Origin of the sequence: Pseudomonas sp. R25(2017), assembly GCF_002112565.1 — a bacterium.
Classification (GTDB): domain Bacteria; phylum Pseudomonadota; class Gammaproteobacteria; order Pseudomonadales; family Pseudomonadaceae; genus Aquipseudomonas; species Aquipseudomonas ekonensis.
In genome coordinates this window covers 14,853-39,449 of record NZ_NEHZ01000008.1, presented here as the reverse complement: position 1 = coordinate 39,449, position 24,597 = coordinate 14,853, and the positions used below count along the sequence as shown (strand labels likewise).

The window sequence follows — 24,597 nt, the reverse complement described above, 5'->3', positions numbered from 1 at the left end:
AGTTCGAAAGTGCCCGGCACCGGCCCCCGAGTGTGCTTCCGGATGTTGCGTGCCGGGCAGTCTCCCTTCGCGAAAACCGATATACACTCGGAACCATCGATAAAAACAGCCCACCGGGTACGCCGCCATGATGACCCTGCGTCAGATCCGCCATTTCATCGCCGTGGCCGAGACCGGCTCGATCTCCGCCGCCGCCCAGACCGCGTTCATTTCCCAGTCGACCCTGACCCTGGCCATCCAGCAACTGGAGGAAGAGATCGGCGTCAGCCTGTTCAACCGCCACGCCAAGGGCATGACCCTGACCCACCAGGGCCACCAGTTCCTGCGTCAGGCGCACCTGATCCTGGCCACCGTGGACAACGCCAAGCGCAGCCTGCAGCAGAGCACCGACCAGGTCGCCGGGCAACTGACCGTCGGCGTGACCAGCCTGGTGGCCGGCTACTACCTGGCGGATCTGCTCACCCGCTTCCAGCGCGCCTACCCCAATGTCGAGATCCGGGTAATGGAGGACGAGCGGCCGTACATCGAGCATTTGCTGGTCAGCGGCGAAATCGACGTGGGCGTGCTGATCCTGTCCAACCTGGAAGACCGCCACGCCTTGCAGACCGAGGTGCTGACCCACTCGCCCCACCGTCTCTGGCTGCCGGCCCAGCACCCGTTGCTGGAGCACGACAGCATCAACTTGGCCGACGTGGCCGGCGAACCGCTGATCCAGCTGAACGTCGACGAGATGGACCGCAGCGCCCAGCGCCTGTGGCGCGGCGCCGGGCTGCAGCCCAAGGTCACCCTCAGGACCGCCTCGACCGAGGCAGTGCGCAGCCTGGTGGCGGCGGGGCTCGGCGTGTCGATCCAGCCCGACATGACCTACCGCCCGTGGTCGCTGGAGGGCGACATCATCGAAGCGCGCCCCATCGCCGACCTCAGCCAGACCCTCGACGTCGGTCTGGCCTGGCGCCGCGGCACCGCCCGGCCGGCGCTGGTCGACCCGTTCCTCACCGTGGCCCGCGAGCAGCCCCACGGCGGGCGCAAGCCATCTATTTAATCGAATGCCACCTTCAGTATTTAGAATTTGTCGACCCCGGAGCCGCGCACTAGTCTTGCTTCATCCATAAGACGTTCGGCTCCCGGTCACAGGGAGTGCCATGAACCCACAAGAAAAGAGATCACGGAAAATGGCTGGCGCGCAGACCCCGATGTGTACCGCGTTGCTGATCGACGGCGAACTGGTCGCAGGCCAGGGTTTCGTCGAACCGATCCTCAACCCGGCCACCGGCGAAGTCCTGACCCAGATCGCCGAGGCCAGCACCGAGCAGGTCGAGGCCGCCATCCTCGCCGCCCACCGTGCCTTCGGCGAATGGTCGCGCACCACCCCGCAGCAACGCTCCGGCCTGCTGCTGGCCATCGCCGACGCCGTCGAAAGGCACGCCGACCACCTCGCCCGCCTCGAAGCCCTCAACTGCGGCAAGCCGCTGCACCTGGCCCGCCAGGACGACTTGAGCGCCACCGTCGATGTGTTCCGCTTCTTCGCCGGCGCCGTGCGCTGCCAGACCGGCCAGCTCAGCGGCGAGTACATGCCCGGCTACACCAGCATGGTGCGCCGCGACCCGCTCGGCGTGGTGGCATCGATTGCGCCGTGGAACTACCCGATCATGATGGCCGCGTGGAAGATCGCCCCGGCCCTGGCCGCCGGCAACACGCTGGTGTTCAAGCCGTCGGAGCATACGCCGCTGTCGATCCTGGCGCTGGCGCCGGCCTTGGCCGAGATCCTGCCGCGCGGGGTGATCAACATCATCTGCGGCGGCGGCGAAGGGGTCGGCAGCCATCTGGTCGGCCACCCGAAAGTGCGCATGGTGTCGCTGACCGGCGACATCGTCACCGGGCAGAAAATCCTTCAGGCCGTCGCCAAGACCCTCAAACGCACGCACCTTGAATTGGGCGGCAAGGCACCGGTGATCGTCTGCGACGACGCCGACCTCAAGGCCGTGGTCGAAGGCGTGCGCACCTACGGCTACTACAACGCCGGCCAGGACTGCACCGCCGCCTGCCGGATCTACGCCCAGGCCGGCATCCACGACAAGCTGGTGGCCGAACTCGGCGCCGCCGTCGGCAACCTGCGCTTCGCCGGCAAGCGCGACGCCGACAACGAGATCGGCCCGCTGATCAGCACCCGCCAGCGCGACCGGGTGGCCAGCTTCGTCGAACGCGCCCTCGGCCAGCCGCACATCGAGCGGGTGACCGGCGCGGCGGTGCATTCCGGGCCCGGCTTCTTCTATCAGCCGACCTTGCTGGCCGGCTGCCGGCAGAGCGACGAGATCGTCCAGCGCGAAGTGTTCGGCCCGGTGGTGACCGTGACCCGCTTCGACGAATTGGCGCAGGCGGTGGACTGGGCCAACGACTCCGAATACGGCCTGGCCTCGTCGGTGTGGACGCAGAACCTGGACAAGGCCATGCAGGTCGCCGCCCGGCTGCAATACGGCTGCACCTGGATCAACAGCCATTTCATGCTGGTCAGCGAAATGCCCCACGGCGGCCTGAAACGCTCCGGCTACGGCAAAGACTTATCCAGCGACTCGCTGCAGGACTACAGCGTGGTGCGGCACATCATGGCCCGTCACGGACAGCATCTCTGACTACGCTAATAACAAGCCGATCACGGCATGCGTCACCGCGTTCACCACTGCCCCGACCATAATTTGAAGAAGAGGGTTCACCATGTTCGTGCACAAGACCGCACTGCTCAGTGCAATCACCACGGCCCTGCTGGCCAGTGCCGGCGTCCAGGCCGCCGAGCCGCTGAAGGCCGTCGGCGCCGGCGAAGGCCAGCTCGACATCGTCGCCTGGCCGGGCTACATCGAGCGCGGCGAAAGCGACAAGGCCTACGACTGGGTGACCGGCTTCGAGAAGGAAACCGGCTGCAAGGTCAACGTGAAGACCGCCGCCACCTCCGACGAGATGGTCAGCCTGATGGCCAAGGGCGGCTACGACCTGGTGACCGCGTCCGGCGACGCCTCCCTGCGGCTGATCGTCGGCAAGCGTGTGCAGCCGATCAACACCGCTCTGATCCCGAACTGGAAGAACCTCGACCCGCGCCTCAAGGATGCGCCCTGGTACGTGGTCGGCCAGCAGACCTACGGCACCCCGTACCAGTGGGGCCCGAACGTGCTGATGTACAACACCAACGTGTTCAAGACCGCACCGACCAGCTGGAACGTGGTGTTCGCCGAACAGAACCTGCCCGACGGCAAACCGAACAAGGGCCGCGTGCAGGCCTACGACGGCCCGATCTACATCGCCGACGCGGCGCTGTACCTCAAGACCGCCAAGCCTGAGCTGGGCATCAAGGATCCGTACCAGCTCACCGAAGAGCAGTACAAGGCCGTGCTTGAACTGCTGCGCGCCCAGCAGAAGCTGATCCACCGCTACTGGCACGACGCGACCGTGCAGATGAGCGACTTCAAGAACGAAGGCGTGGCGGCGTCCAGTTCCTGGCCGTACCAGGTCAACGGGCTGACGACCGACAAGCAGCCGATCGCCTCGACCATCCCGAAAGAAGGCGCCACCGGGTGGGCCGACACCACCATGCTGCACAGCGAGGCCAAGCACCCCAACTGCGCCTACAAGTGGATGGACTGGTCGCTGCAACCGAAGGTCCAGGGCGACGTGGCCGCCTGGTTCGGCTCGCTGCCGGCGGTGCCGGCGGCGTGCAAGGAAAGCGAACTGCTCGGCGCCGAAGGCTGCAAGACCAACGGCTTCGACCAGTTCGACAAGATCGCCTTCTGGAAGACCCCGCAGGCCGAGGGCGGCAAGTTCGTGCCGTACAGCCGCTGGACCCAGGACTACATCGCGATCATGGGCGGCCGCTGAGCCCCGTCGCAGGCAGGCTCGCGCCTACACCCAGCCGCATCCCCCTGTAGGGGGCGGGCCTGCCCGCGATGCCCTTCAAGATTCAGACTCTTCAGAAGTCCAGGCAGGGCCGCTGCAACGGCCCTCGCCTTCCCGGAGTACCGCACCATGACGCTTGCAGTCCAGTTCACCAACGTTTCCCGCACCTTCGGCGACGTGAAGGCCGTTGACCGGGTCTCCATCGATATCCAGGACGGCGAGTTCTTTTCCATGCTCGGCCCTTCAGGCTCGGGCAAGACCACCTGCCTGCGCCTGATCGCCGGGTTCGAGCAGCCGAGCGCCGGCTCGATCCGCATCCACGGCGCCGAAGCCGCCGGGCTGCCGCCGTACCAGCGCGACGTCAACACCGTGTTCCAGGATTACGCGCTGTTTCCGCACATGAACGTGCGGGACAACGTCGCCTACGGCCTGAAGGTCAAGGGCGTGAGCAAGGCCGAACGCCACCAGCGCGCCGAAGAGGCCCTGGAGATGGTCGCCCTCGGCGGCTACGGCGAGCGCAAGCCGGTGCAGTTGTCCGGCGGCCAGCGCCAGCGCGTCGCCCTCGCCCGCGCCCTGGTCAACCGCCCCCGGGTGCTGCTGCTCGACGAGCCCTTGGGCGCCCTCGACCTCAAGCTGCGCGAGCAGATGCAGAGCGAGCTGAAAAAGCTGCAGCGCCAGCTCGGCATCACCTTCATCTTCGTCACCCACGACCAGACCGAAGCGCTGTCGATGTCCGACCGCGTGGCGGTGTTCAACAAGGGCCGGATCGAACAGGTCGACACACCACGCAACCTGTACATGAAACCGACCACCACCTTCGTCGCCGAATTCGTCGGCACCTCCAACGTGATCCGCGGCGACCTGGCCCGCCAGCTCAGCGGCCATCCGCAGCCGTTCTCGATCCGCCCGGAGCACGTGCGCTTCGCCGAAGGACCGCTGGCCGGCCACGAGATCGAAGTCAGCGGCCTGCTCCACGACATCCAGTACCAGGGCAGCGCCACCCGCTATGAACTGAAACTGGACAACGGCCAGACCCTGAGCGTCAGCCAGGCCAACAGCCAGTGGACCGACACGGGCGCGCAGCACCGCACCGGCCAGCGCATCAGCGCACGGTGGGCGCGGGAAGCGATGATCCCGCTGCACGACACCGTCGCGGGCGGGGTGTGAGATGAACACCATGGTTCTCCCCCAGACGGCGCCGTTGCGCAGGGTATCCAACCTGCTGTACCGCAAGCCCAACCTGTACCTGTCGCTGCTGCTGGTGCCGCCGCTGCTGTGGTTCGGCGCGATCTACCTCGGCTCGCTGCTGGTGCTGCTGTGGCAGGGTTTCTACACCTTCGACGACTTCACCATGGCGGTCACCCCCGACCTGACCCTGGCCAACTTCGCGGCGCTGTTCCAGCCGTCGAACTTCGACATCATCCTGCGCACCCTGAGCATGGCGATCGCCGTGTCGGTGGCCAGTGCGGTCGTGGCGTTCCCGATCGCCTACTACATGGCGCGCTATACCACCGGCAAGACCAAGGCGTTCTTCTACATCGCGGTGATGATGCCGATGTGGGCCAGCTACATCGTCAAGGCCTACGCCTGGACGCTGCTGCTGGCCAAGGGCGGCGTGGCGCAATGGTTCGTCCAGCACTTGGGGCTGGAACCGCTGCTGCAGGTGATCCTCGGCATTCCCGGCGTGGGCGGCAGCACGCTGTCCACCTCGCACCTGGGCCGCTTCATGGTGTTCGTCTACATCTGGCTGCCGTTCATGATCCTGCCGATCCAGGCCTCGCTGGAACGCCTGCCGCCGTCGCTGCTGCAAGCCTCTGCCGACCTCGGCGCCAAGCCGCGCCAGACCTTCATGCAGGTGATCCTGCCGCTGTCGGTGCCGGGCATCGCGGCCGGCTCGATCTTCACGTTTTCCCTGACCCTGGGCGACTTCATCGTGCCGCAGCTGGTGGGCCCGCCGGGCTACTTCGTCGGCAGCATGGTCTACGCCCAGCAAGGCGCCATCGGCAACATGCCCATGGCCGCAGCGTTCACCCTGGTGCCGATCGTGCTGATCGCAGTCTACCTGTCCATCGTCAAACGCCTGGGGGCCTTCGATGCACTCTGAAAAAGCGTCCCTGGGCTTGCGCGCAGCCGCCTGGGGCGGGTTGGCGTTCCTGCACTTCCCGATCCTGATCATCTTTCTCTACGCCTTCAACACCGAAGACGCGGCGTTCAGCTTTCCGCCCAAGGGCTTCACCCTGCACTGGTTCAGCGTGGCCTTCGGGCGGCCCGACGTGCTGGAGGCGATCAAGCTGTCGCTGCAGATCGCGGCCATCGCCACGCTGATCGCGCTGGTGCTCGGCACCCTGGCGTCGGCGGCACTGTACCGCCGGGACTTCTTCGGCAAGCAGGGCATTTCGCTGATGCTGATCCTGCCGATCGCGCTGCCGGGGATCATCACCGGGATCGCGCTGCTGGCAACCTTCAAGACGCTGGGGATCGAGCCTGGGATGTTCACCATCGTCACCGGCCACGCGACCTTCTGCGTGGTGATCGTCTACAACAACGTCATCGCCCGCCTGCGCCGCACGTCCCACAGCCTGATCGAGGCGTCGATGGACCTGGGCGCCGACGGCTGGCAGACCTTCCGCTACATCATCCTGCCCAACCTGGGCTCGGCCCTGCTCGCCGGCGGCATGCTGGCGTTCGCCCTGTCGTTCGACGAAATCATCGTCACCACCTTCACCGCAGGCCACGAACGCACCCTGCCGCTGTGGCTGCTCAACCAGCTCAGCCGCCCGCGGGACGTGCCGGTGACCAACGTCGTGGCGATGCTGGTGATGCTGGTGACCATGCTGCCGATCCTGGGGGCCTACTACCTGACCCGGGGCGGCGAGAGCGTGGCGGGCAGCGGCGGCAAATGAGCACGTGACAGACACATCCCTTCCACAAGGAATCCTTCGGATTCAGCAGAACGACAAAGGTGCTAGAGAGGACATGACCATGCAAACGCAACTCCTGATCAACGGCCAACTCGTCACCGGTGAAGGCCCGGCGCAACCGGTGCTCAACCCCGCCCTCGGCGAGGTGCTGGCGGAGATCAACGAAGCCACCGAGGCCCAGGTCGATGCCGCCGTGCGCGCCGCCGACGCCGCCTTCGCCGCGTGGTCGCAGACCACCCCGAAAGACCGTTCGCTGCTGCTGCTCAAACTGGCCGACGCCATCGAAGCCCACGGCGAGGAACTGGCGAAACTGGAATCGGACAACTGCGGCAAGCCCTACAGCGCCGCCCTCAACGACGAGATCCCGGCGATCGCCGACGTGTTCCGCTTCTTCGCCGGCGCCAGCCGTTGCCTGAGCGGCTCGGCCGGCGGCGAATACCTGCCCGGCCACACCTCGATGATCCGCCGCGACCCGGTGGGCGTGATCGCCTCCATCGCGCCGTGGAACTACCCGCTGATGATGGTCGCCTGGAAGATCGCCCCGGCCCTCGCCGCCGGCAACACCGTGGTGCTCAAGCCGTCGGAGCAGACCCCGCTGACCGCGCTGCGCCTGGCCCAGCTGGCGTCGGACATCTTCCCGGCCGGCGTGCTCAACCTGGTGTTCGGCCGCGGCCCGAGCGTCGGCCAGCCGCTGGTCACCCACCCGAAAGTGCGCATGGTGTCGCTGACCGGCTCCATCGCCACCGGCGCCCACATCATCAGCGACACCGCCGAGAGCGTTAAACGCATGCACATGGAGCTGGGCGGCAAGGCCCCGGTGATCATCTTCGACGACGCCGACATCGACGCCGCCGTCGAGGGCATCCGCACCTTCGGCTTCTACAACGCCGGCCAGGACTGCACCGCCGCATGCCGCATCTACGCGCAGCAAGGCATCTACGACAAGTTCGTCGAGAAGCTCGGCGCCGCGGTCAGCACTATCAAGCATGGCTTGCAGAGCGATCCGTCCACCGAGCTGGGCCCGCTGATCACCGCCCAGCACCGCGACCGCGTGGCCGGGTTCGTCGAGCGCGCGGTGGCTCAGCCGCACATCCGGCTGGTCACCGGCGGCAAGAAGGTCGAGGGCAACGGCTTCTTCTTCGAGCCGACCGTGCTGGCCGACGTGCAGCAGGACGACGAAATCGTGCGCCGCGAAGTGTTCGGGCCGGTGGTGTCGGTGACTAAGTTCACCGACGAGGCCCAGGCGCTGGAGTGGGCCAACGATTCGGACTACGGCCTGGCGTCCTCGGTGTGGACGGCGGACGTCGGCCGCGCCCATCGCCTGTCGGCGCGACTGCAGTACGGCTGCACCTGGGTCAACACCCACTTCATGCTCGTCAGCGAAATGCCCCATGGCGGTCAGAAACTGTCCGGGTACGGCAAGGACATGTCCATGTACGGGCTGGAGGACTACACCACCGTGCGGCATGTGATGTTCAAGCACTGACACGCCGGTCGATTCGTCGCAGCGCTGCTCCCATCGTTGAAATGCAGTCCCTTGAGCAAGCCACTGCCCTGCGGCGCCAGGGATGACGCCATCGCCAGCAGGCTAGCGCCCACAGGGATCTTGGTTGAATGCTGCTTTTGCAGTCACTGCCGAACAATGTGGAGCCAGCCTGCTGGCGATGACGGCGCCACGGTTTCAACGCACCACCTGACTTCACCGCAACACCCAAAACAATAACCACCGATCCGGGCGGCGCCTGCACGGCCCCGCCACGGCTTCGGCCATCCGGAATCTGCCGATCCTGCGGAGCGAACACCCATGAGCGCGTCACCCGATCTCTCCACCGCCATCGCCGACAGCGATGCCGAACAGCTGCGTCAGCTGGGCTACACCTCCAATTTCAAACGCAGCATGAGCCTGTGGGAAAACTTCGCCCTGGGCTTCACCTACCTGTCGCCGGTCGTCGGCGTGTACACCTTGTTCGGCCTGTGCCTGGCGGCCGGCGGGCCGCCGATGTTCTGGGCCTACCTGCTGGTGGGCTGCGGCCAGTTGCTGGTGTGCCTGATCTTCGGCGAGGTGGTCTCGCAGTTCCCGATCTCCGGCGGCGTCTACCCGTGGGCCCGGCGCCTGGTGGGCAAGAAATGGGCGTGGATGGTCGGCTGGATCTACTCCATCGCCCTGTGCGTGACCATCGCGGCGGTGGCGGTGGGCGCCGGCCCTTACCTGGCGGCCATGATGGGCTTCGAGCCGAGCAACAACACCAACATCGTGATCGCCCTGGCGCTGACGCTGTTCGCCACGCTGGTCAACCTCAGCGGCACCAAGGCCCTGGCGCGCATCGCCATGTTCGGCTTCCTCTGTGAACTGGTCGGCGCGGTGATCGTCGGCGTGTACCTGCTGATCTTCGAACGCCACCAGCCGCTCGGCGTGCTGTTCGACACGTTCGCCATCAGCGTCGACGGCTCCTACCTGCCGGCCTTCCTCACCGCCTCGCTGGCGGGGATGTTCCTCTACTACGGCTTCGAGGCCTGCGGCGACGTCGCCGAAGAGACGCCGAACCCGAGCAAGCGGATCCCGGTGGCCATGCGCATGACCATCTACATCGGCGGCATCGCGGCGATGTTCGCCTGCCTTGCGCTGATCCTCGCCGTGCCGGACATGCAGGCGGTGATCAACGGCACCGACAAGGACCCGGTCACCACCATCCTCAACAACGCCTTCGGCCCGGTGGGCTCGAAAGTGGTGATGGGCGTGGTGATGATTTCCTTCATCTCCTGCGTCATCAGCCTGCAAGCGGCGGCGAGCCGTCTGCTGTATTCCTACGCCCGTGACGAGATGGTGATCGGCAGCCGACTGCTGAAACGGATTTCTCCCACGACCCAGGTTCCGGTGGCGGCGCTGTTCGTGTCCGGCGTCCTGCCCGGCCTGATCATCGCCTTGGGCTTCTTCCTGCAAGACGCCGTGGCCACCATCGTCAGCTTCGCCGCCATCGGCATCTACCTGGCGTTCCAGATGATCGTGCTGGCGGCGCTGTACGCGCGGACCAAAGGCTGGAAGCCGAGCGGCAAGTTCACCCTCGGCGCCTGGGGCTGGCCGGTGAACATCGGCGCGCTGGTGTACGGCGTCGGCGCCATCGTCAACATGGCCTGGCCGCGCACGCCGGACGCGGCGTGGTACATCAACTACGCGATGGTGCTCAGCACCGCCATCGTGGTGGGGTTGGGCCTGCTGTACATGTGGATCGGCAAGCCGTACGACCACGGCAAGGCACCGGCCGGGGATGCGTGGAAGGTGGGGCGCTGAAAACATCGGCGTTTGCCGTTGGATGCCTGTGGCGAGGGAGCGTGCTCCCTCGCCACAATTTCCTGTTTCAAAACCGCGAAACGCTGCGCATCGCGTCCACCAAGTAGCGCATTGCGATCCGGTCGCTTTCCGACAGCTCGCGGTAGCGCTCCACCAGTTTCAGTTCCTCGGAGCTGAGCCTGCGCCTTCGCCGGCTGCCCAGGCAGGGAAAGATGCCCAACATTTCGGTGATGCCTTGTGCTTTTGCCATGGACGATGTCCTTCTCCAATACGTCAAAGAATTTCCTGAAAACCGCATCGCCCTGCTCCCTTCAGGAGCGATCTGAGCCCCCGCCGGCCCGACGGATCGTGGCCGGCCATGCCCCTAGGATAGAAATTTAATCGGCGCTGGAAAGCGGTTTTTAGAGTAATTAATCGAAAAAAGCAGAAATGCCCTCTAAATCAGAAAACCCTGTCGGATAAATTAACCGTAACGTCTTGTTTCATTGAGACGCTAGCGCCGTGCTATCAACGAATTTTGCAATTCAAGCGAACGGTTTAAGCTAGCGCGCATCTGTTTATAGTCCGCAGCGTTTGGCCGAAGGCTTGTCCGAACCCTCATCTCTGATCCAGCACGTGCCAGGAAAGGCGCGGGATTGCCCACGACAGGTTGTACTTATGCACCGCAGGAATTTGCTCAAAGCGTCCATGGCCATTGCGGCCTACACCGGCCTTTCCGCCAGCGGCCTGTTGGCTGCCCGCGCCTGGGCCGCCAGCGGCAGCGGCGCCGCCGACGGCGAGGCCCAGGCCTTCGATTTCGAGACGCTCAAACGTCAGGCCAAGCAACTGGCCAGCAGCGCCTACCAGGACACCAAGCAAGTGCTGCCGCCGACCCTGGCGACCATGACCCCGCAGAACTTCAACGCCATCCGCTACGACGGCGAGCATTCTTTGTGGAAGGACAACAAGGGCCAGCTCGACGTGCAGTTCTTCCACGTCGGCATGGGTTTCCGTCAACCGGTGCGCATGTACAGCGTCGACACCAAGACTCGCATGGCCCGCGAGGTGCACTTCCGGCCGTCGCTGTTCAACTACGAGAACACCTCGGTCGACACCCAGCAGCTCAAGGGCGACCTGGGCTTCGCCGGCTTCAAGCTGTTCAAGGCGCCGGAGCTGGACCGCCACGACGTGGTGTCGTTCCTCGGCGCCAGCTACTTCCGCGCGGTGGACGCCACCGGCCAATACGGCCTGTCGGCCCGAGGCCTGGCCATCGACACCTACGCCAAGAAGCGCGAAGAATTCCCTGACTTCACCAAATTCTGGTTCGAGACCCCTGACCAGAACGCCACCCGTTTCGTGGTCTACGCCCTGCTCGATTCGCCGAGCGCCACCGGCGCCTACCGCTTCGACATCGATTGCCAGGCCGAGCGCGTGGTGATGGAGGTCGACGCCCACGTCAACGCCCGCACCGCCATCGACCAACTGGGCATTGCGCCGATGACCAGCATGTTCAGCTGCGGCACCCACGAGCGGCGCATGTGCGACACCATCCACCCGCAGATCCACGACTCGGATCGCCTGGCCATGTGGCGCGGCAACGGCGAATGGATCTGCCGTCCGCTGAACAACCCGGCGACCCTGCAGTTCAACGCGTTCTCCGACAAGGATCCGAAAGGCTTCGGCCTGGTGCAGACCGACCACGAGTTCGCCAACTACCAGGACACCGTGGACTGGTACAGCCGTCGCCCGAGCCTGTGGGTCGAGCCGACGACCCCTTGGGGCGAAGGCTCGGTCGATCTGCTGGAGATCCCGACCACCGGCGAGACCATGGACAACATCGTGGCCTTCTGGACACCGAAGAAACCGGTGGCCGCCGGCGACTCGCTGAACTACGGCTACAAACTCTACTGGAGCGCCCTGCCGCCGGTCGGCACGCCGCTGGCGCGGGTGCACGCCACCCGTTCCGGCATGGGCGGCTTCACCGAGGGCTGGGCCCCGGGCGAGCATTACCCTGAGGTCTGGGCCCGCCGCTTCGCCGTGGACTTCACCGGCGGCGGCCTGGAGCGCCTGCCACAGGGCACCGGGATCGAACCGGTGGTGACCTGCTCCAACGGCAAGGTGCAGGACTTCAGCGTGCTGGCGCTGGACGACATCAAGGGCTACCGGATCCTGTTCGACTGGTACCCGACCAACGACAGCGTGGATCCGGTGGAACTGCGCCTGTTCATCCGCACCAACGACCGCACGCTGAGCGAGACCTGGCTGTACCAGTACTTCCCGCCGGCGCCGGACAAGCGCAAGTACACCTGAGGCTTTGCGGCGCCCTGACGGGCGCCATCGCCAGCAGGCTGGCTCCCACAGGGTTTGCGGTGACCGCAGATTCGGTATTCACCCCGGTTCCTTGTGGGAGCCAGCCTGCTGGCGAAGAGGCCTTTGCGTCCGACATCATCGCCGGCAGCCGACTCAGTCCAGCGGGCGATACAGGTGAATGTCCAGCGGCTCAAGCTCGAACAGTTCAGGATCCGGCCGCTTCACCAGCCGACACCCCTGGCGCAGATAGAACTCCACGGTATTGCGCGACTCGGTGGCCGACACGTACAGCGCCTGCGCCCCCGTTTCCCGCCCTTGCCCGCAAGCCAGGGCAAACAGCCGCGACCCCAGCCCGCGCCCCCGCCAACCATGGCTGATGTGCAGGAACTTCAACTGGCGCATGCGCAAGTCCCCGTTGCGGATGACCCGGTTATCCACAACCACCGCCGCCACCAGCACCTGCCCGTCGAACACCCCGTAGAACCAGCCGCCGCGCCTGAAGCATTCCGTCAGCGTCACGGCATCGCGCTGCGCCTCGCCCTCCGGCCAGCCGCGCATGTCGTAGTGCACCGGGTACAGCACCAGTTCGCCGTTCTCCAGGCGATAGCACTGTTCGATCAGTTCGGTGCGGTCGATCAGCGCCAGCAGCGGCAGATCGTCTTCGGTCAAGGCGCGTTCGTTCAGCATGCGGGGCTCAATCCTTTGTGTTCACGTTTCGGCAGGCCAGAAAAAACCCGCCGTACCTGCGGCGGGTCTTTATAGGCCGGAGCGAACCGGCGATCAATCCCGCAGGTCAGACTCGTGGATCGGCTGGTCGCGGTGCGTCGCGCGCTGGTACTGCGCCGGCCAGGTCGCCTTGCGCCCGCCCAGGTCGTCGTCGGCGTGCAGCGGCCAGTACGGGTCGCGCAGCAATTCGCGGGCGAGGAAGATGATGTCGGCCTGACAGGTGCGCAGGATGTGCTCGGCCTGGGCCGGTTCGGTGATCATGCCCACGGTGCCTGTGGATATCCCCGACTCCTTGCGCACCCGTTCGGCAAACCGGGTCTGGTAGCCGGGCCCCACGGGGATCTCGGCGTTCGCGGCGGTGCCGCCCGACGACACATCGACCAGATCGGCGCCCAGGGCCTTGAGGCGCCGCGCCAGCTCCACGGTTTCGTCCGGGTTCCAGCCGTCCTCCACCCAATCGGTGGCCGACACCCGGACGAACACCGGCAACTCTTCCGGCCACACCGCGCGCACCGCCTCGGTGACTTGCAGCACCAGGCGGATACGGTTCTCGAACGAGCCACCGTACTGATCCCGGCGCTGGTTGCTCAACGGCGACAGGAACTGATGCAACAGATAGCCGTGGGCGGCATGCACTTCGGCCACCTTGAACCCCGCCGCCAACGCTCGTTTGGCCGCCGCGACGAAGGCCTGGACGACCTCGGCGATCTGCCCTTCATCGAGCTGCCGGGGCTGGGTGTGCTGCGGGTCGAACGCGATCGGCGACGGCCCCACCGGCGTCCAGCCGCCGTCCGCCGGCTTGACGCTGCCGTGCTTGCCCAGCCACGGGCGGAAGGTGCTGGCCTTGCGCCCGGCATGGGCCAGCTGAATGCCGGCCACGGCGCCCTGGGCGGTGATGAACCGGGTGATGCGTTGCAGGGGTTCGATCTGCTCGTCGTTCCACAGGCCGAGGTCCTGCGCGGTGATCCGGCCGTCGGCGGTGACGGCCGTGGCTTCGGTGAACACCAGGCCGGCGCCGCCCACCGCACGGCTGCCGAGGTGCACCAGGTGCCAGTCGTTGGCCAGGCCGTCGACGCTGGAGTACTGGCACATCGGCGACACGGCGATGCGGTTGGGCAAGGTCAGTTGGCGAAGGGTAAAGGGCTCAAGCAGCAGACTCATGGGGCACCTCTCAATTCAGTGGGCAGGCTCCAGGGTTCTGTTTGAAAAGTCGACGAGTGACAGGAAAGGATGCAGCACCCGCCCCCGCGGGCAAAAAACTCGACAAGACGTCACAAGGCCAATCAAGCAGTGTTTAGAGCCTAGACGACATCCGGGGAGGATGGCGGAGTTGCGAGCGATTCGGTGCCGCCCCGCCCGGCCGCCGCTCCCACAACCCTGTGCACGGCACGGTTGCTGTGGGAGCCAGCCTGCTGGCGCTGGGCTTATCGCGGTTCGATGTGGGCGATCATCAGTTGCACGGTCTCATTGCCGCGGAACTCGTTGAGGTCGAGCTTGTAGGCCAGCTCCACCCACTTGATGGTCGGGTTCGGCCAGATGTCGCGGTCGATGCCGAACGCGATGCCGTCCAGCTTCACCGAACCGCATTCGCTCTTGAGCACCACCTTGAGGTGCCGCTCGCCGACCACCCGCTGCTCGACCAACTGGAACACGCCATGGAACAGCGGCTCCGGGAAGTGCTGCCCCCAGGGGCCGGCATGGCGCAAGGCGCGGGCCAGCTCCAGGTGGAACTCCTCCACCGCCAGCGTGCCGTCCGACAGCAGGCGCCCGGTGAGGTCCTCTTCACGGAGCTGTCGGCGCACCTCCGCGTCGAACGCTTCGGCGAACAGCGGAAAGTGCTCCTGCGGCAAGGTCAGGCCCGCCGCCATCGCGTGGCCGCCGTACTTGGTGATCAAGTGCGGATGCTGCGCCGCCACCACGCTCAGGGCATCGCGGATGTGAAAGCCCTGCACCGAACGGCCCGAGCCCTTGAGCAGACCGTCGCCGGCATCGGCGAAGGCGATGGTCGGGCGGTGATAGCGCTCCTTCATCCGCGAGGCGAGGATGCCGATCACCCCTTGGTGCCATTCCGGGTCGAACAGGCACAGGCCGAACGGCATCGACTCCACCGGCAGGTCCTTGAGCTGGGCCATGGCTTCGCGCTGCATGCCCTGCTCGATGGACTTGCGATCCTGGTTCATGCCGTCCAACTGCGCGGCCATTTCCCGGGCCAGCGCGGCGTCCTGGGTCAGCAGGCACTCGATGCCCAGGCTCATGTCGTCCAGTCGGCCGGCCGCGTTGAGGCGCGGGCCGACGATGAAGCCAAGATCCGTGGAGGTGATGCGCGACGCATCGCGCTTGGCCACTTCCAGGATCGCCTTGATCCCCGGCCGCGCGCGCCCGACGCGGATCCGCTCCAGCCCCTGGTGCACCAGGATCCGGTTGTTGGCGTCCAGCGGCACCACGTCGGCGACGCTGCCCAGCGCCACCAGATCCAGCAGTTCGCCGATGTTCGGCTGCGGCTGGCTGTCGTAGCGGCCGAGGCTGCGCAGGCGTGCGCGCAAGGCCATCAGCACATAGAAAATCACCCCGACCCCGGCCAGCGCCTTGCTCGGGAATTCGCAGCCGGGCTGGTTCGGGTTGACCAGCGCGTCGGCCTGCGGCAGCTCGTCACCGGGCAAGTGGTGATCGGTGATCAGCACCTTGAACCCGGCCCGCTTCGCCGCCGCCACGCCGTCGACGCTGGAGATGCCGTTGTCCACCGTGATCAGCAGGTGCGGCTCGCGGGTCTTGGCCACCTCGACGATTTCCGGGGTCAGGCCGTAGCCGTAGTCGAAACGGTTCGGCACCAGGTAATCCACATGGGCCGCCCCCAACAGACGAAGGCCCAGCACGCCCACGGTGCTGGCGGTCGCGCCGTCGGCGTCGAAGTCGCCGACGATCAGGATCCGCTGCCGAAGGTCCAGCGCCGTCACCAGCAGATCCACCGCCGCATCGATGCCCTTGAGCTGCTGGAACGGAATCAGCCGCGCCAGGCTCTTGTCCAGTTCCGACTCGGACTGCACGCCCCGCGCCGCGTACAGACGGGTCAGCAGCGGCGGCAGATCACCGAGAAAAGGCAGGGTTTCAGGCAACGGGCGAGGTTCGATACGCATGGGGTGACAGCTGTTTCTCTTGAATGTGTGGGAAATTGCGAAGCGGTAAGGCCTCAGCCGCGGTCGCCGAGCAGCCAGGTCAGCTGGACTTCGTGCTGACCGCGGTCGTCGGTCACGAACACCGTGCCCTCGCTGATCATCACGTCCCACTTGATCGCACGCGGCATGTCGGTGGCCAGGGCTTCCAGCGCCTCCTGCGGCACGGCGGCGATGTTGACGTTCTTCAGCGTCTTGACCGCCGGCACCACCTTGCCTTCCCACACGCGCAGGCTGCCGTAGGCCAGCAGGCTGGTGCGTTCGGTGCGGCGCGAGCACCAGGTCAGGCGCTCGGCGTCTGGCTGGCCGACTTCGATCCAGTGCAGGATGCGGTCGTCCAGGCTCTTTTCCCACAGCGCAGCTTCATCCACGTCCGACAGACCACGGCCGAACGACAGGTTCTCGTTGTACCAGAGGGCGTAGGCCAACAGCCGAACGGCCATGCGTTCCTCGGTTTCCGAAGGGTGACGGGCGATGGTCTGCTTCACGCTCTCGTAGACGTTGCGGTCGAGGTCGGTGAGGTTCAGTTCGAATTTGTAGGTGGTGGACGGCTGGGCCATGGACGGGCTTCTTGAGACGTGGAAAGTCGGCCAGTCTAACCGATGCCGCAGGCAATCCACGAATTGATGGCGATCAACCTTGCGCGTCTGACGGCCGGCTATGTTAAAACGCTGTATCCGCCACGCCTTGTCCTACAGGATTCAGCATGCCGTTCTCCAGCAAACCGCTCAGCGGTCTGAAAGTCATCGAGTTGGGTACATTGATTGCCGGCCCCTTTGCCTCGCGCATCTGCGGCGAGTTCGGCGCCGACGTGATCAAGGTCGAATCGCCGGACGGCGGCGATCCGCTGCGCAAGTGGCGCAAGCTGTATGAAGGCACGTCGCTGTGGTGGTTCGTCCAGGCGCGCAACAAGCAGTCCCTGACCCTGAACCTCAAGCACCCGGACGGCCTGGCGATCCTCAAGCAGCTGCTGGGCGAGGCGGACATCCTGATCGAGAACTTCCGTCCCGGTGTGCTGGAAAAACTCGGCCTGGGCTGGGACACCCTGCACGCGCTCAACCCCAAACTGGTGATGGTGCGTCTGTCCGGCTTCGGCCAGACCGGCCCCATGAAGGATCAGCCGGGGTTCGGCGCGGTGGGCGAGTCCATGGGCGGCCTGCGCTACATCACAGGTTTCGAGGACCGGCCGCCGGTGCGCACCGGCATCTCCATCGGCGACTCGATCGCGGCCTTGTGGGGCGTGATCGGCGCCCTGATGGCCCTGCGTCACCGCGAGGTCAACGGCGGCCTCGGCCAGGTGGTCGATGTGGCGCTGTACGAGGCGATCTTCGCCATGATGGAAAGCATGGTGCCGGAATTCGACGTGTTCGGCTTCATCCGCGAGCGCACCGGCAACATCATGCCCGGCATCACCCCCTCCTCGATCCACACCAGCGCCGACGGCAAGCATGTGCAGATCGGCGCCAACGGCGATGCGATCTTCAAGCGCTTCATGCAGATCATCGGCCGCGACGACCTGGCCGACGACCCGACGCTGGCCAGCAACGACGGCCGCGACAGCCGCCGCGACGAGCTGTACGGCGTGATCGACCGCTGGGTCAATTCACTGCCGCTGGCCCTGGTGCTGGAGAAGCTGAACGAGGCCGAGGTTCCCGCCAGCCGCATCTTCAGCGCCGAAGACATGTTCAGCGATCCGCAGTACCTGGCCCGGGAAATGTTCCTGCAGGCCCGCCTGCCGGACGGCAAGCCTTTCAAGATGCCGGGCATCGTGCCGAAACTGTCTGAAACGCCCGGCACCGCCGAATGGGTCGGGCCGCAGTTGGGTGAACACAACGCACAGGTGCTCAAGGGTCTTGGCTACGACGACGAACGGATCGCCCGGCTGCGCGAAGACGGAGCCATTTAAGCTGAAGCCCCGGATGAACCGAACGCACAACCGCGCCCGCCACTGGTGGACGTGGCGGTTGTTCGGCCTGCTTTTCCTGCTGGCGCTCCCGGCGTGGGCCCAGGCCAAACCCACGTTGATCTGGCTGTTGCGCGACCTGCCGCCGCTGACCATCTTCGAAGGCCCGAAGAAGGGCCAGGGCGTGATCGATCAATTGATGCCGATGCTGATCGCCGGCATGCCGCAGTACGAACACACGCTGATGCGGGTCAACCGCGCCCGCGGCCTGCAGATGCTGCATGAGCACCCCTTCGCGTGCGACCCCTCGATGCTCTGGAACAAGGAGCGGGCACAGTGGATCGCCTTCTCCATACCGGCCGTCCGGGCGGTCAGCAACGGTCTGGTGGTTCGGCGCCGGGACCGCGAGGTGCTGACGCCGTTCCTGGCCGACGGCGCAGTCGACCTGACGGCACTGCTGGCCAGCGGCGAGAGGAAGGTCGGCGTGGTGGCCGAGCGCAGCTATGGCGATTACCTCGACACCCTGCTGCGGCAGGCTCCGGCCAATGCCCTGACCCCGCATTACGGCAACGATGCCGTGAGCAGCCTGCTGTCCATGCAGCGCCTGGGCCGGTTGCAGGTGGTACTGGGCTACTGGCCGGAAATCCGCTACCAGGCCCGCCAGGCCGACATCGACGAAGACGAACTGCTGTTCTTTCCGATCCTCGGCGCGGACAAGTACCTGTCGAGCCACGTCGGTTGCACCGACACCACCCAGGGCCGGCAGGCGATCGCCGAGATCGACCAGTTGCTGCGAACCCTCCCCCATGAGCACCTGAACCGGTTGTACGCCGACTGGCTGGATCCTGACAGGCGCGAAGACTACCTGGAGCAGGCACGGCTGTTCTTCCGGCAGCAGTCGGCACCCTGAACGGCGGGCAAAAAGAAACCCCGAGAAGTGGGGAGCCATCTCGGGGTCAAACGTGGCCTTCAACAAAGCCTCGTGACAGCAGGCGACAAGCACCGGAGCACAATGCTTGATCCTGCTGACATGGGGTCTGACTGACAGGAACGCAGGAAGGTTCCCACAAAATTGCCTAGGCGCTCAGATCGCCGGAGGACGAACCTCGCCAGCATTGCGCAAGGCTGCGATGACGCAGGGCTCCAGCCGCCCTTCGGCGATCAGCAGGTCGCGGTGCAGGCCGTCGACGACGTCCGTGAGCTGGCGCCTGTCGCCCAACTGAGCCCGGTTGAATCCGCGCTTCAGCACGACGGTGCCCTCGGGGTTCTGCAGCGTCACCTGGCAATCGCCGTTCTGACCGCTCGGCGTTACCGTCACCTGATAGGGGCTCAGCGCCTCGCCCAGCAAAAGACTGATACTTTCCATATGGATCTCCACTCGTTCGTCCGGCAGCGAAGTGCCTTGGGCGTGTACACCGTGAATGACCCGCGATCCGGGAAGAAAGTTCTGCCGGCAGAACCTCCGGACCTGCGCATCGTCAATGCATCAGAGCATGCGCGGCGAAGATGACAGGAACATAACCGCCCGCTCAGGCGCTCGCCGATTGCCTTGCCGTTTGGAGGTAACGGTCCAGCAGCCCCCGCATCAGCACCGCCGACACCGGCGACTGCAACCGCCCCAACAAGACGAGTTCGTGGGCCTTGAACAGCGCGTCGAGGTCCGCCGACAGGCTCGGCGCGACATTGCCCAGCTGTATCAGCCCCCGCGCCCGCTTCTCGACCGCGAGGTGGCGGATCAGCGCCAGGCCGTCGCCGCCCTTGAGCTGCGGATCGCAGATGGCGATGTCGACCGGGCCCCGACACTTGAGCGAACGGAGCGCCGAGGCGAGCGACGGTGCCGTCAGCACATCGTAGATGCCGACGGCGTTGAGCATCTGGTGCAGGGCCATCAACCGGAAAGGATTGTGTTCGAGTATCAGGATCTTGAGTGCGCGCATGGACGACCTCCGGGCAACAATCGCGGACTCTCACCGCATGTGCCGTCCACTCTAGGGCAGCCTCCCTTCAGACGCCCATCAGAAAAGTGGTCGCGTTTTATAGGACGTTTCCTAGTTTTTCACGGGCATCCCGACCCGCCCTCCGCCTTGCGCTGGTTGATGTCTGTCCAGCCGCCCACAAGGCCTCGCAACTGGCCATCGACGCCGTAGAACGGCACAGTCCATTGATAGATGTCCCTCAGACCGCCCTTGAACAGCAGCCGGCGCTTGCTGAAGCGGGTCTTGCGCGACCCCATCTGCGCCATGAATTCGTCATGCAGCATCCGGGCGGTGGATTCCGGCAAGGTGTCCACGTCGATCAGCCGGCGCCCCTGCACCCGGTCGAATCGGGTCGACAGGCTCTCCTCGTAGCTCTTGTTGCACATGACCAGGCGCCCTTCCGGATCCCGCACGAACACCGGATCGGGCATGGCATCGATCAAGGCCCGCTGAAAGGCCAATTGGTCGCCCAGATGCCGCTCGACGTCCCGGCGCTGCCGGATCACAGCGCTCAGCCGGCGGTTCCAGACCATCGACAGCACGCCGAAAACGCCTACGAAGAACATGAGCCAGCATCCCCACCAACTGAGCGGATAGCAGAAGCCGGACTTGGGCGGCGGCGCGATTCCGCCCAGCCACCTCAGGCGGATGGCCCGCAGCTCTTGGGCGGGAAAGGCCTCCAGGGCCTTGTTGAGAATACCGCGCAGCTCGGGCTGGCCTTTGCGCAACGCCAAGTGATCCGCCTCCCAGCGTCCCTCGACGACGCCGCCCACCTTGAGCAGCCCCGACGGGTACAGTTGGGCGCCGATCTCGTTCTCGATGGTGGCATGCGCCTCTCCGCTCTCCACCAGCGCCCTGGCTTCAGCGTAGGTCTTGACCGAGCGTACCCGGATGGCCGGATACTCCCGGCGGATCGCCTCCTCCAGGGCATGCCGGGCGGGCAACACCAGCACCCGGCCGGCCAACTGCTCCAGCGATGTGAGCAGCGGCGCGCCGGCCTTTCCGACAAATACCCAGCCCGCCCCGCCGAAGGCGTGGCTGAAATCCAGGAACGCCTTGCGCTCGTCGTTCATCGCCAGTGTCGTGCTGATGTCCGCCGCGCCGCTTTTCAGCCGCTCCAGCATCTGCTCGGTGGAAAACGATTCGCGATGGACGAACACCAGTCCGGTCATCGCGCCGATGCGCTGGAGCACATCGTTGTTCAAGCCGCTCCAGTGACCGTGCTCGTCCTGGAACAGGTACAGCGGGTACTGCACCGACGCGACCGCCACTTCGGGATGATCGCGGATCCACTGGCGCTCGGCGGGATCCAGTTCAAGGGCGGCGGGCGGCGGAGCATCCCCCTCGTGCATGGCCAGCTGCGCCGCCTTCCCTTCCTGGCACCCGGCCAGCAGCGCCATCAGGCACAGGCTGCCGAGCGCCGACATCATTTTTCTGTAGAACAGCATTGCCACTTCCTTCGTGATCGACTCACCCGTCCTTTGCTGGGGCGAAAACCCGGGCAGTGTGGCACGCAGGAATGAAAAAGCCCGTCATCGGACGGGCTTCAAAATGTGACAGCTTTTCGGGCCTACAGCGGCTTGCCGCGGTTGCCATGCTGGCTGACAAAGGCCTGCACGGATTTCAGCTCGTTCGGCAGGACGGTGCAGCGCTCTTCTCTTTCAAACAAATCAGAAAGATGTGCAGGCAGTTCGAGAGCTTTTCCTACACCGGCTTTTTCCACCGCATCCGGGAACTTCACCGGGTGCGCCGTGCCCAGGATCACCATCGGAATGTCCAGGCTGCGGCGGCATTCCCGCGCGGCCTTGACGCCGATGGCGGTGTGCGGATCCAGCACTTCGCCGGTCTGCTCGAACACTTGCGCGATGGTCTCGCAGGTCTGCGCATCGTCCACCGCCAGCGAATCGAACAGTTTGCGCGCCTCGGTCCAGCGTTCCTGTTCAACGCTGAAACCACCGCCCTGCTTGAACGCATCCATCAGGCCGGCGATCGCGGCGCCGTTGCGACCGTGCAGGTCGAACAGCAGGCGTTCGAAGTTCGACGACACCATGATGTCCATCGACGGCGACAGCGTGGCGTGCAGGGTTTCCTTGACGTACTGGTTGCCGCTCATGAAGCGGTGCAGGATGTCGTTGCGGTTGGTGGCGACGATCAGCTGGTTGATCGGCAGGCCCATGTTGCGCGCCAGGTAACCGGCGAAGATGTCGCCGAAGTTGCCGGTCGGCACCGAGAACGACACCGAACGCGCCGGTCCGCCCAACTGCAGGGCCGCGTGGAAGTAGTAGACGATCTGGGCCATGATCCGCGCCCAGTTGATCGAGTTCACCGCCACCAGGCGCGTGCCCTTGAGGAAGCCCTGGTCGGCGAAGCTGGCCTTGACCATCTCCTGGCAGTCGTCGAAGTTGCCTTCGATGGCGATGTTGTGGATGTTGTCGCCCAGGATCGTGGTCATCTGCCGGCGCTGCACTTCGGACACGCGGTTGTGCGGGTGCAGGATGAAGATGTCGACGTTCTCGCAGCGCTTGCAGCCTTCGATGGCGGCCGAACCAGTGTCGCCGGAGGTGGCGCCGACGATCACCACGCGCTCGCCGCGCTTTTGCAGCACGTGATCGAGCAGGCGGCCGAGCAGTTGCAGGGCGAAGTCCTTGAAGGCCAGGGTCGGGCCGTGGAACAGCTCCATCACCCACTCGTTGCCGTTCAGCTGACGCAGCGGCGCGACGGCGCTGTGGGCGAACGCACCGTAGGTCTCTTCGAGGATCTTCTTGAAATCGGCGTCGGCGATGCTGCCGGTGACGAACGGCCGCATGACGCGGAAAGCCAGCTCGTGGTACGGCAGGCCGGCCCAGGAAGCGATTTCCTCCTGGGTGAAGCGTGGCAGGTTTTCCGGGACGTACAGGCCGCCGTCGGTGGCGAGGCCGGCCAGCAGGACGTCTTCGAAATTCAGGGCCGGTGCCTGGCCGCGGGTACTTATATAACGCATGTTTTCAAACCTTCGGTTTGAGCCGCGAGTTTCAAGCTGCAAGCAACAAGGAAAAGCCGAACTGCCTTTGACTTGCCGCTTGCGACTTGCCGCTTGCCGCTGCTGTTAATTCAGGGATTCGACACGGATCCGCACGACCGGACCGACCACGCCCGCCAGGGCTTCGAGGGCGGCGATCGCATCGTTGATGCGCTGCTCCAGCACGCGGTGGGTCAGCAGGATCATCGGCACCAGGCCATCGTGTTCCTCGGCCTCTTTCTGCATGATCGACTCGATGTTGATGCCGCGCTCCGACAGGATGCTCGCCACCTGGGCCAGCACGCCCGGATGGTCCTTGGCCTGGATGCGCAGGTAGTACGCACTTTCGCAGGCTTCGATCGGCAGGATCGGATGGGCCGACAGCGAGTCCGGCTGGAAGGCCAGGTGCGGCACGCGGTTTTCCGGGTCGGAGGTCATGGCGCGAACCACGTCCACCAAATCGGCGATCACCGACGAAGCGGTCGGCTCCATGCCGGCGCCGGCGCCGTAGAACAGGGTCGAGCCGGCGGCGTCGCCGTTGACCATCACCGCGTTCATCACGCCGTTGACGTTGGCGATCAGGCGGTCGGCCGGAATCAGCGTCGGGTGGACGCGCAATTCGATGCCGGCCGCGGTGCTGCGCGCCACGCCCAGGTGCTTGATGCGGTAGCCCAGCGCTTCGGCGTAGTTCACATCGGCGGTGGTCAGCTTGGTGATGCCCTCGGTGTACGCCTTGTCGAACTGCAGCGGAACGCCGAACGCGATGGACGCCAGGATCGTCAGCTTGTGCGCTGCGTCGATGCCTTCGACGTCGAAGGTCGGATCGGCTTCGGCGTAGCCCAGCGCCTGGGCCTCGGCCAACACGTCTTCAAAGGTGCGGCCCTTCTCGCGCATTTCGGTGAGGATGAAGTTGCCGGTGCCGTTGATGATCCCGGCGACCCAGTTGATACGGTTGGCGGACAGGCCTTCACGGATCGCCTTGATCACCGGAATGCCACCGGCTACCGCCGCTTCAAATGCCACGATCACGCCTTTCTCGCGTGCCTTGGCGAAAATTTCATTACCGTGAACGGCAATCAGAGCCTTGTTCGCGGTGACCACATGCTTGCCATTCTCGATGGCCTTGAGTACCAGCTCGCGGGCAACGGTGTAGCCGCCCATCAGCTCTATGACGATGTCGATCTCAGGGTTCGTGGCCACTTCGAAGACATCGTTGGTAATCGCAATACCGGTCGTCTGGAACTGAGGCTTTGGCGTGCGCATGGCAATTTGTGCCACTTCGATCCCACGCCCGGCACGACGAGCGATTTCCTCGGCGTTGCGCTGAAGTACGTTGAAGGTTCCGCCACCGACGGTCCCTAACCCACAGATGCCTACTTTGACCGGTTTCACTGTGAACTCCCCATGAAACGGCCGACGCGAGGCCGGCCGTGAAAACAACCG

21 protein-coding genes are annotated in these 24,597 nt (G+C 65.3%); 11 read left to right on the top strand and 10 right to left on the bottom strand.

From position 1 onward, the window contains the following. Window positions 1-127 precede the first annotated feature (127 nt). From CAG31_RS12100 to CAG31_RS12065, 8 genes are all read left to right on the top strand, one after another. The gene (locus CAG31_RS12100; RefSeq protein ID WP_085581284.1) at window positions 128-1,042 is read left to right on the top strand and encodes a LysR family transcriptional regulator; all 915 of its coding nucleotides are present in this window, start codon (window positions 128-130) and stop codon (window positions 1,040-1,042) included. A gap of 100 nt (window positions 1,043-1,142) precedes the next feature. Continuing rightward, on the top strand, window positions 1,143-2,630 hold the full coding sequence (locus CAG31_RS12095; RefSeq protein ID WP_085581282.1) for a gamma-aminobutyraldehyde dehydrogenase: 1,488 nt from the start codon (window positions 1,143-1,145) through the stop codon (window positions 2,628-2,630). 82 nt (window positions 2,631-2,712) lie between these two features. Continuing rightward, window positions 2,713-3,864: a putative ABC transporter substrate-binding protein YdcS gene (gene ydcS, locus CAG31_RS12090; protein ID WP_085581280.1), complete on the top strand. Its 1,152-nt coding sequence runs from the start codon at window positions 2,713-2,715 to the stop codon at window positions 3,862-3,864. A gap of 147 nt (window positions 3,865-4,011) precedes the next feature. Further along, complete coding sequence (locus CAG31_RS12085; protein ID WP_085581278.1) at window positions 4,012-5,049, top strand: ABC transporter ATP-binding protein; 1,038 nt, start codon at window positions 4,012-4,014, stop codon at window positions 5,047-5,049. A 1-nt stretch (window position 5,050) separates the two neighbouring features. Further along, the gene (locus tag CAG31_RS12080; protein ID WP_085581277.1) at window positions 5,051-5,986 is read left to right on the top strand and encodes an ABC transporter permease; all 936 of its coding nucleotides are present in this window, start codon (window positions 5,051-5,053) and stop codon (window positions 5,984-5,986) included. Then, the gene (locus CAG31_RS12075) at window positions 5,976-6,785 is read left to right on the top strand and encodes an ABC transporter permease (protein WP_085581276.1); all 810 of its coding nucleotides are present in this window, start codon (window positions 5,976-5,978) and stop codon (window positions 6,783-6,785) included. The genes CAG31_RS12080 and CAG31_RS12075 overlap by 11 nt, the downstream gene beginning before the upstream one ends. A 79-nt stretch (window positions 6,786-6,864) precedes the next feature. Beyond that, entirely contained in the window at window positions 6,865-8,289 is a 1,425-nt protein-coding gene (locus CAG31_RS12070) for a gamma-aminobutyraldehyde dehydrogenase (protein ID WP_085581753.1), read from the top strand. A 318-nt stretch (window positions 8,290-8,607) separates the two neighbouring features. Continuing rightward, entirely contained in the window at window positions 8,608-10,092 is a 1,485-nt protein-coding gene (locus tag CAG31_RS12065; RefSeq protein WP_085581275.1) for an APC family permease, read from the top strand. A gap of 67 nt (window positions 10,093-10,159) precedes the next feature. Here CAG31_RS12065 and CAG31_RS12060 read toward each other — a convergent pair whose 3' ends face one another. Continuing rightward, window positions 10,160-10,342 carry a hypothetical protein gene (locus CAG31_RS12060; protein WP_085581272.1) on the bottom strand — a complete coding sequence of 61 codons (183 nt, stop codon included), beginning with the start codon at window positions 10,340-10,342 and terminating at the stop codon, window positions 10,160-10,162. Window positions 10,343-10,749: 407 nt separating this feature from the next. Here CAG31_RS12060 and CAG31_RS12055 point away from each other — a divergent pair, with 407 nt between their 5' ends. Further along, window positions 10,750-12,381 (top strand): glucan biosynthesis protein D, encoded by a 1,632-nt coding sequence (locus CAG31_RS12055; RefSeq protein WP_085581270.1) that lies wholly within the window; start codon window positions 10,750-10,752, stop codon window positions 12,379-12,381. 153 nt (window positions 12,382-12,534) lie between these two features. On the opposite strand, the gene CAG31_RS12050 is transcribed toward CAG31_RS12055, so the two are convergent. The 4 genes from CAG31_RS12050 to CAG31_RS12035 all read right to left on the bottom strand — a co-directional run bounded on the left by CAG31_RS12050 (window position 12,535) and on the right by CAG31_RS12035 (window position 16,837). Beyond that, window positions 12,535-13,068, bottom strand: coding sequence for a GNAT family N-acetyltransferase (locus CAG31_RS12050; protein ID WP_085581268.1), 534 nt, complete (start codon window positions 13,066-13,068; stop codon window positions 12,535-12,537). A 93-nt stretch (window positions 13,069-13,161) separates the two neighbouring features. After that, the gene (locus CAG31_RS12045) at window positions 13,162-14,268 is read right to left on the bottom strand and encodes an NADH:flavin oxidoreductase/NADH oxidase (RefSeq protein WP_085581266.1); all 1,107 of its coding nucleotides are present in this window, start codon (window positions 14,266-14,268) and stop codon (window positions 13,162-13,164) included. A gap of 263 nt (window positions 14,269-14,531) precedes the next feature. Then, window positions 14,532-16,241: a single-stranded-DNA-specific exonuclease RecJ gene (gene recJ / locus CAG31_RS12040; RefSeq protein WP_085581264.1), complete on the bottom strand. Its 1,710-nt coding sequence runs from the start codon at window positions 16,239-16,241 to the stop codon at window positions 14,532-14,534. 53 nt (window positions 16,242-16,294) lie between these two features. Next, window positions 16,295-16,837, bottom strand: coding sequence for a YaeQ family protein (locus CAG31_RS12035; protein ID WP_085581262.1), 543 nt, complete (start codon window positions 16,835-16,837; stop codon window positions 16,295-16,297). 146 nt (window positions 16,838-16,983) lie between these two features. Here CAG31_RS12035 and CAG31_RS12030 point away from each other — a divergent pair, with 146 nt between their 5' ends. Beyond that, window positions 16,984-18,183, top strand: coding sequence for a CaiB/BaiF CoA-transferase family protein (locus tag CAG31_RS12030; protein WP_085581260.1), 1,200 nt, complete (start codon window positions 16,984-16,986; stop codon window positions 18,181-18,183). Between the two features lie 13 nt (window positions 18,184-18,196). Then, window positions 18,197-19,090, top strand: coding sequence for a TIGR02285 family protein (locus CAG31_RS12025; RefSeq protein WP_085581258.1), 894 nt, complete (start codon window positions 18,197-18,199; stop codon window positions 19,088-19,090). 174 nt (window positions 19,091-19,264) lie between these two features. Here CAG31_RS12025 and CAG31_RS12020 read toward each other — a convergent pair whose 3' ends face one another. The 5 genes from CAG31_RS12020 to CAG31_RS12000 form a co-directional block, all read right to left on the bottom strand. After that, on the bottom strand, window positions 19,265-19,546 hold the full coding sequence (locus CAG31_RS12020; protein WP_085581256.1) for a DUF3509 domain-containing protein: 282 nt from the start codon (window positions 19,544-19,546) through the stop codon (window positions 19,265-19,267). A gap of 163 nt (window positions 19,547-19,709) precedes the next feature. After that, entirely contained in the window at window positions 19,710-20,117 is a 408-nt protein-coding gene (locus CAG31_RS12015) for a response regulator (protein WP_085581254.1), read from the bottom strand. 119 nt (window positions 20,118-20,236) lie between these two features. Beyond that, a complete protein-coding gene (locus tag CAG31_RS12010; protein ID WP_085581252.1) occupies window positions 20,237-21,604 on the bottom strand; it encodes a transporter substrate-binding domain-containing protein in 1,368 nt (455 codons plus the stop codon). 122 nt (window positions 21,605-21,726) lie between these two features. Continuing rightward, entirely contained in the window at window positions 21,727-23,136 is a 1,410-nt protein-coding gene (gene thrC, locus CAG31_RS12005) for a threonine synthase (protein ID WP_085581249.1), read from the bottom strand. Between the two features lie 105 nt (window positions 23,137-23,241). Beyond that, complete coding sequence (locus CAG31_RS12000) at window positions 23,242-24,546, bottom strand: homoserine dehydrogenase (protein WP_085581247.1); 1,305 nt, start codon at window positions 24,544-24,546, stop codon at window positions 23,242-23,244. Window positions 24,547-24,597 lie beyond the last annotated feature (51 nt).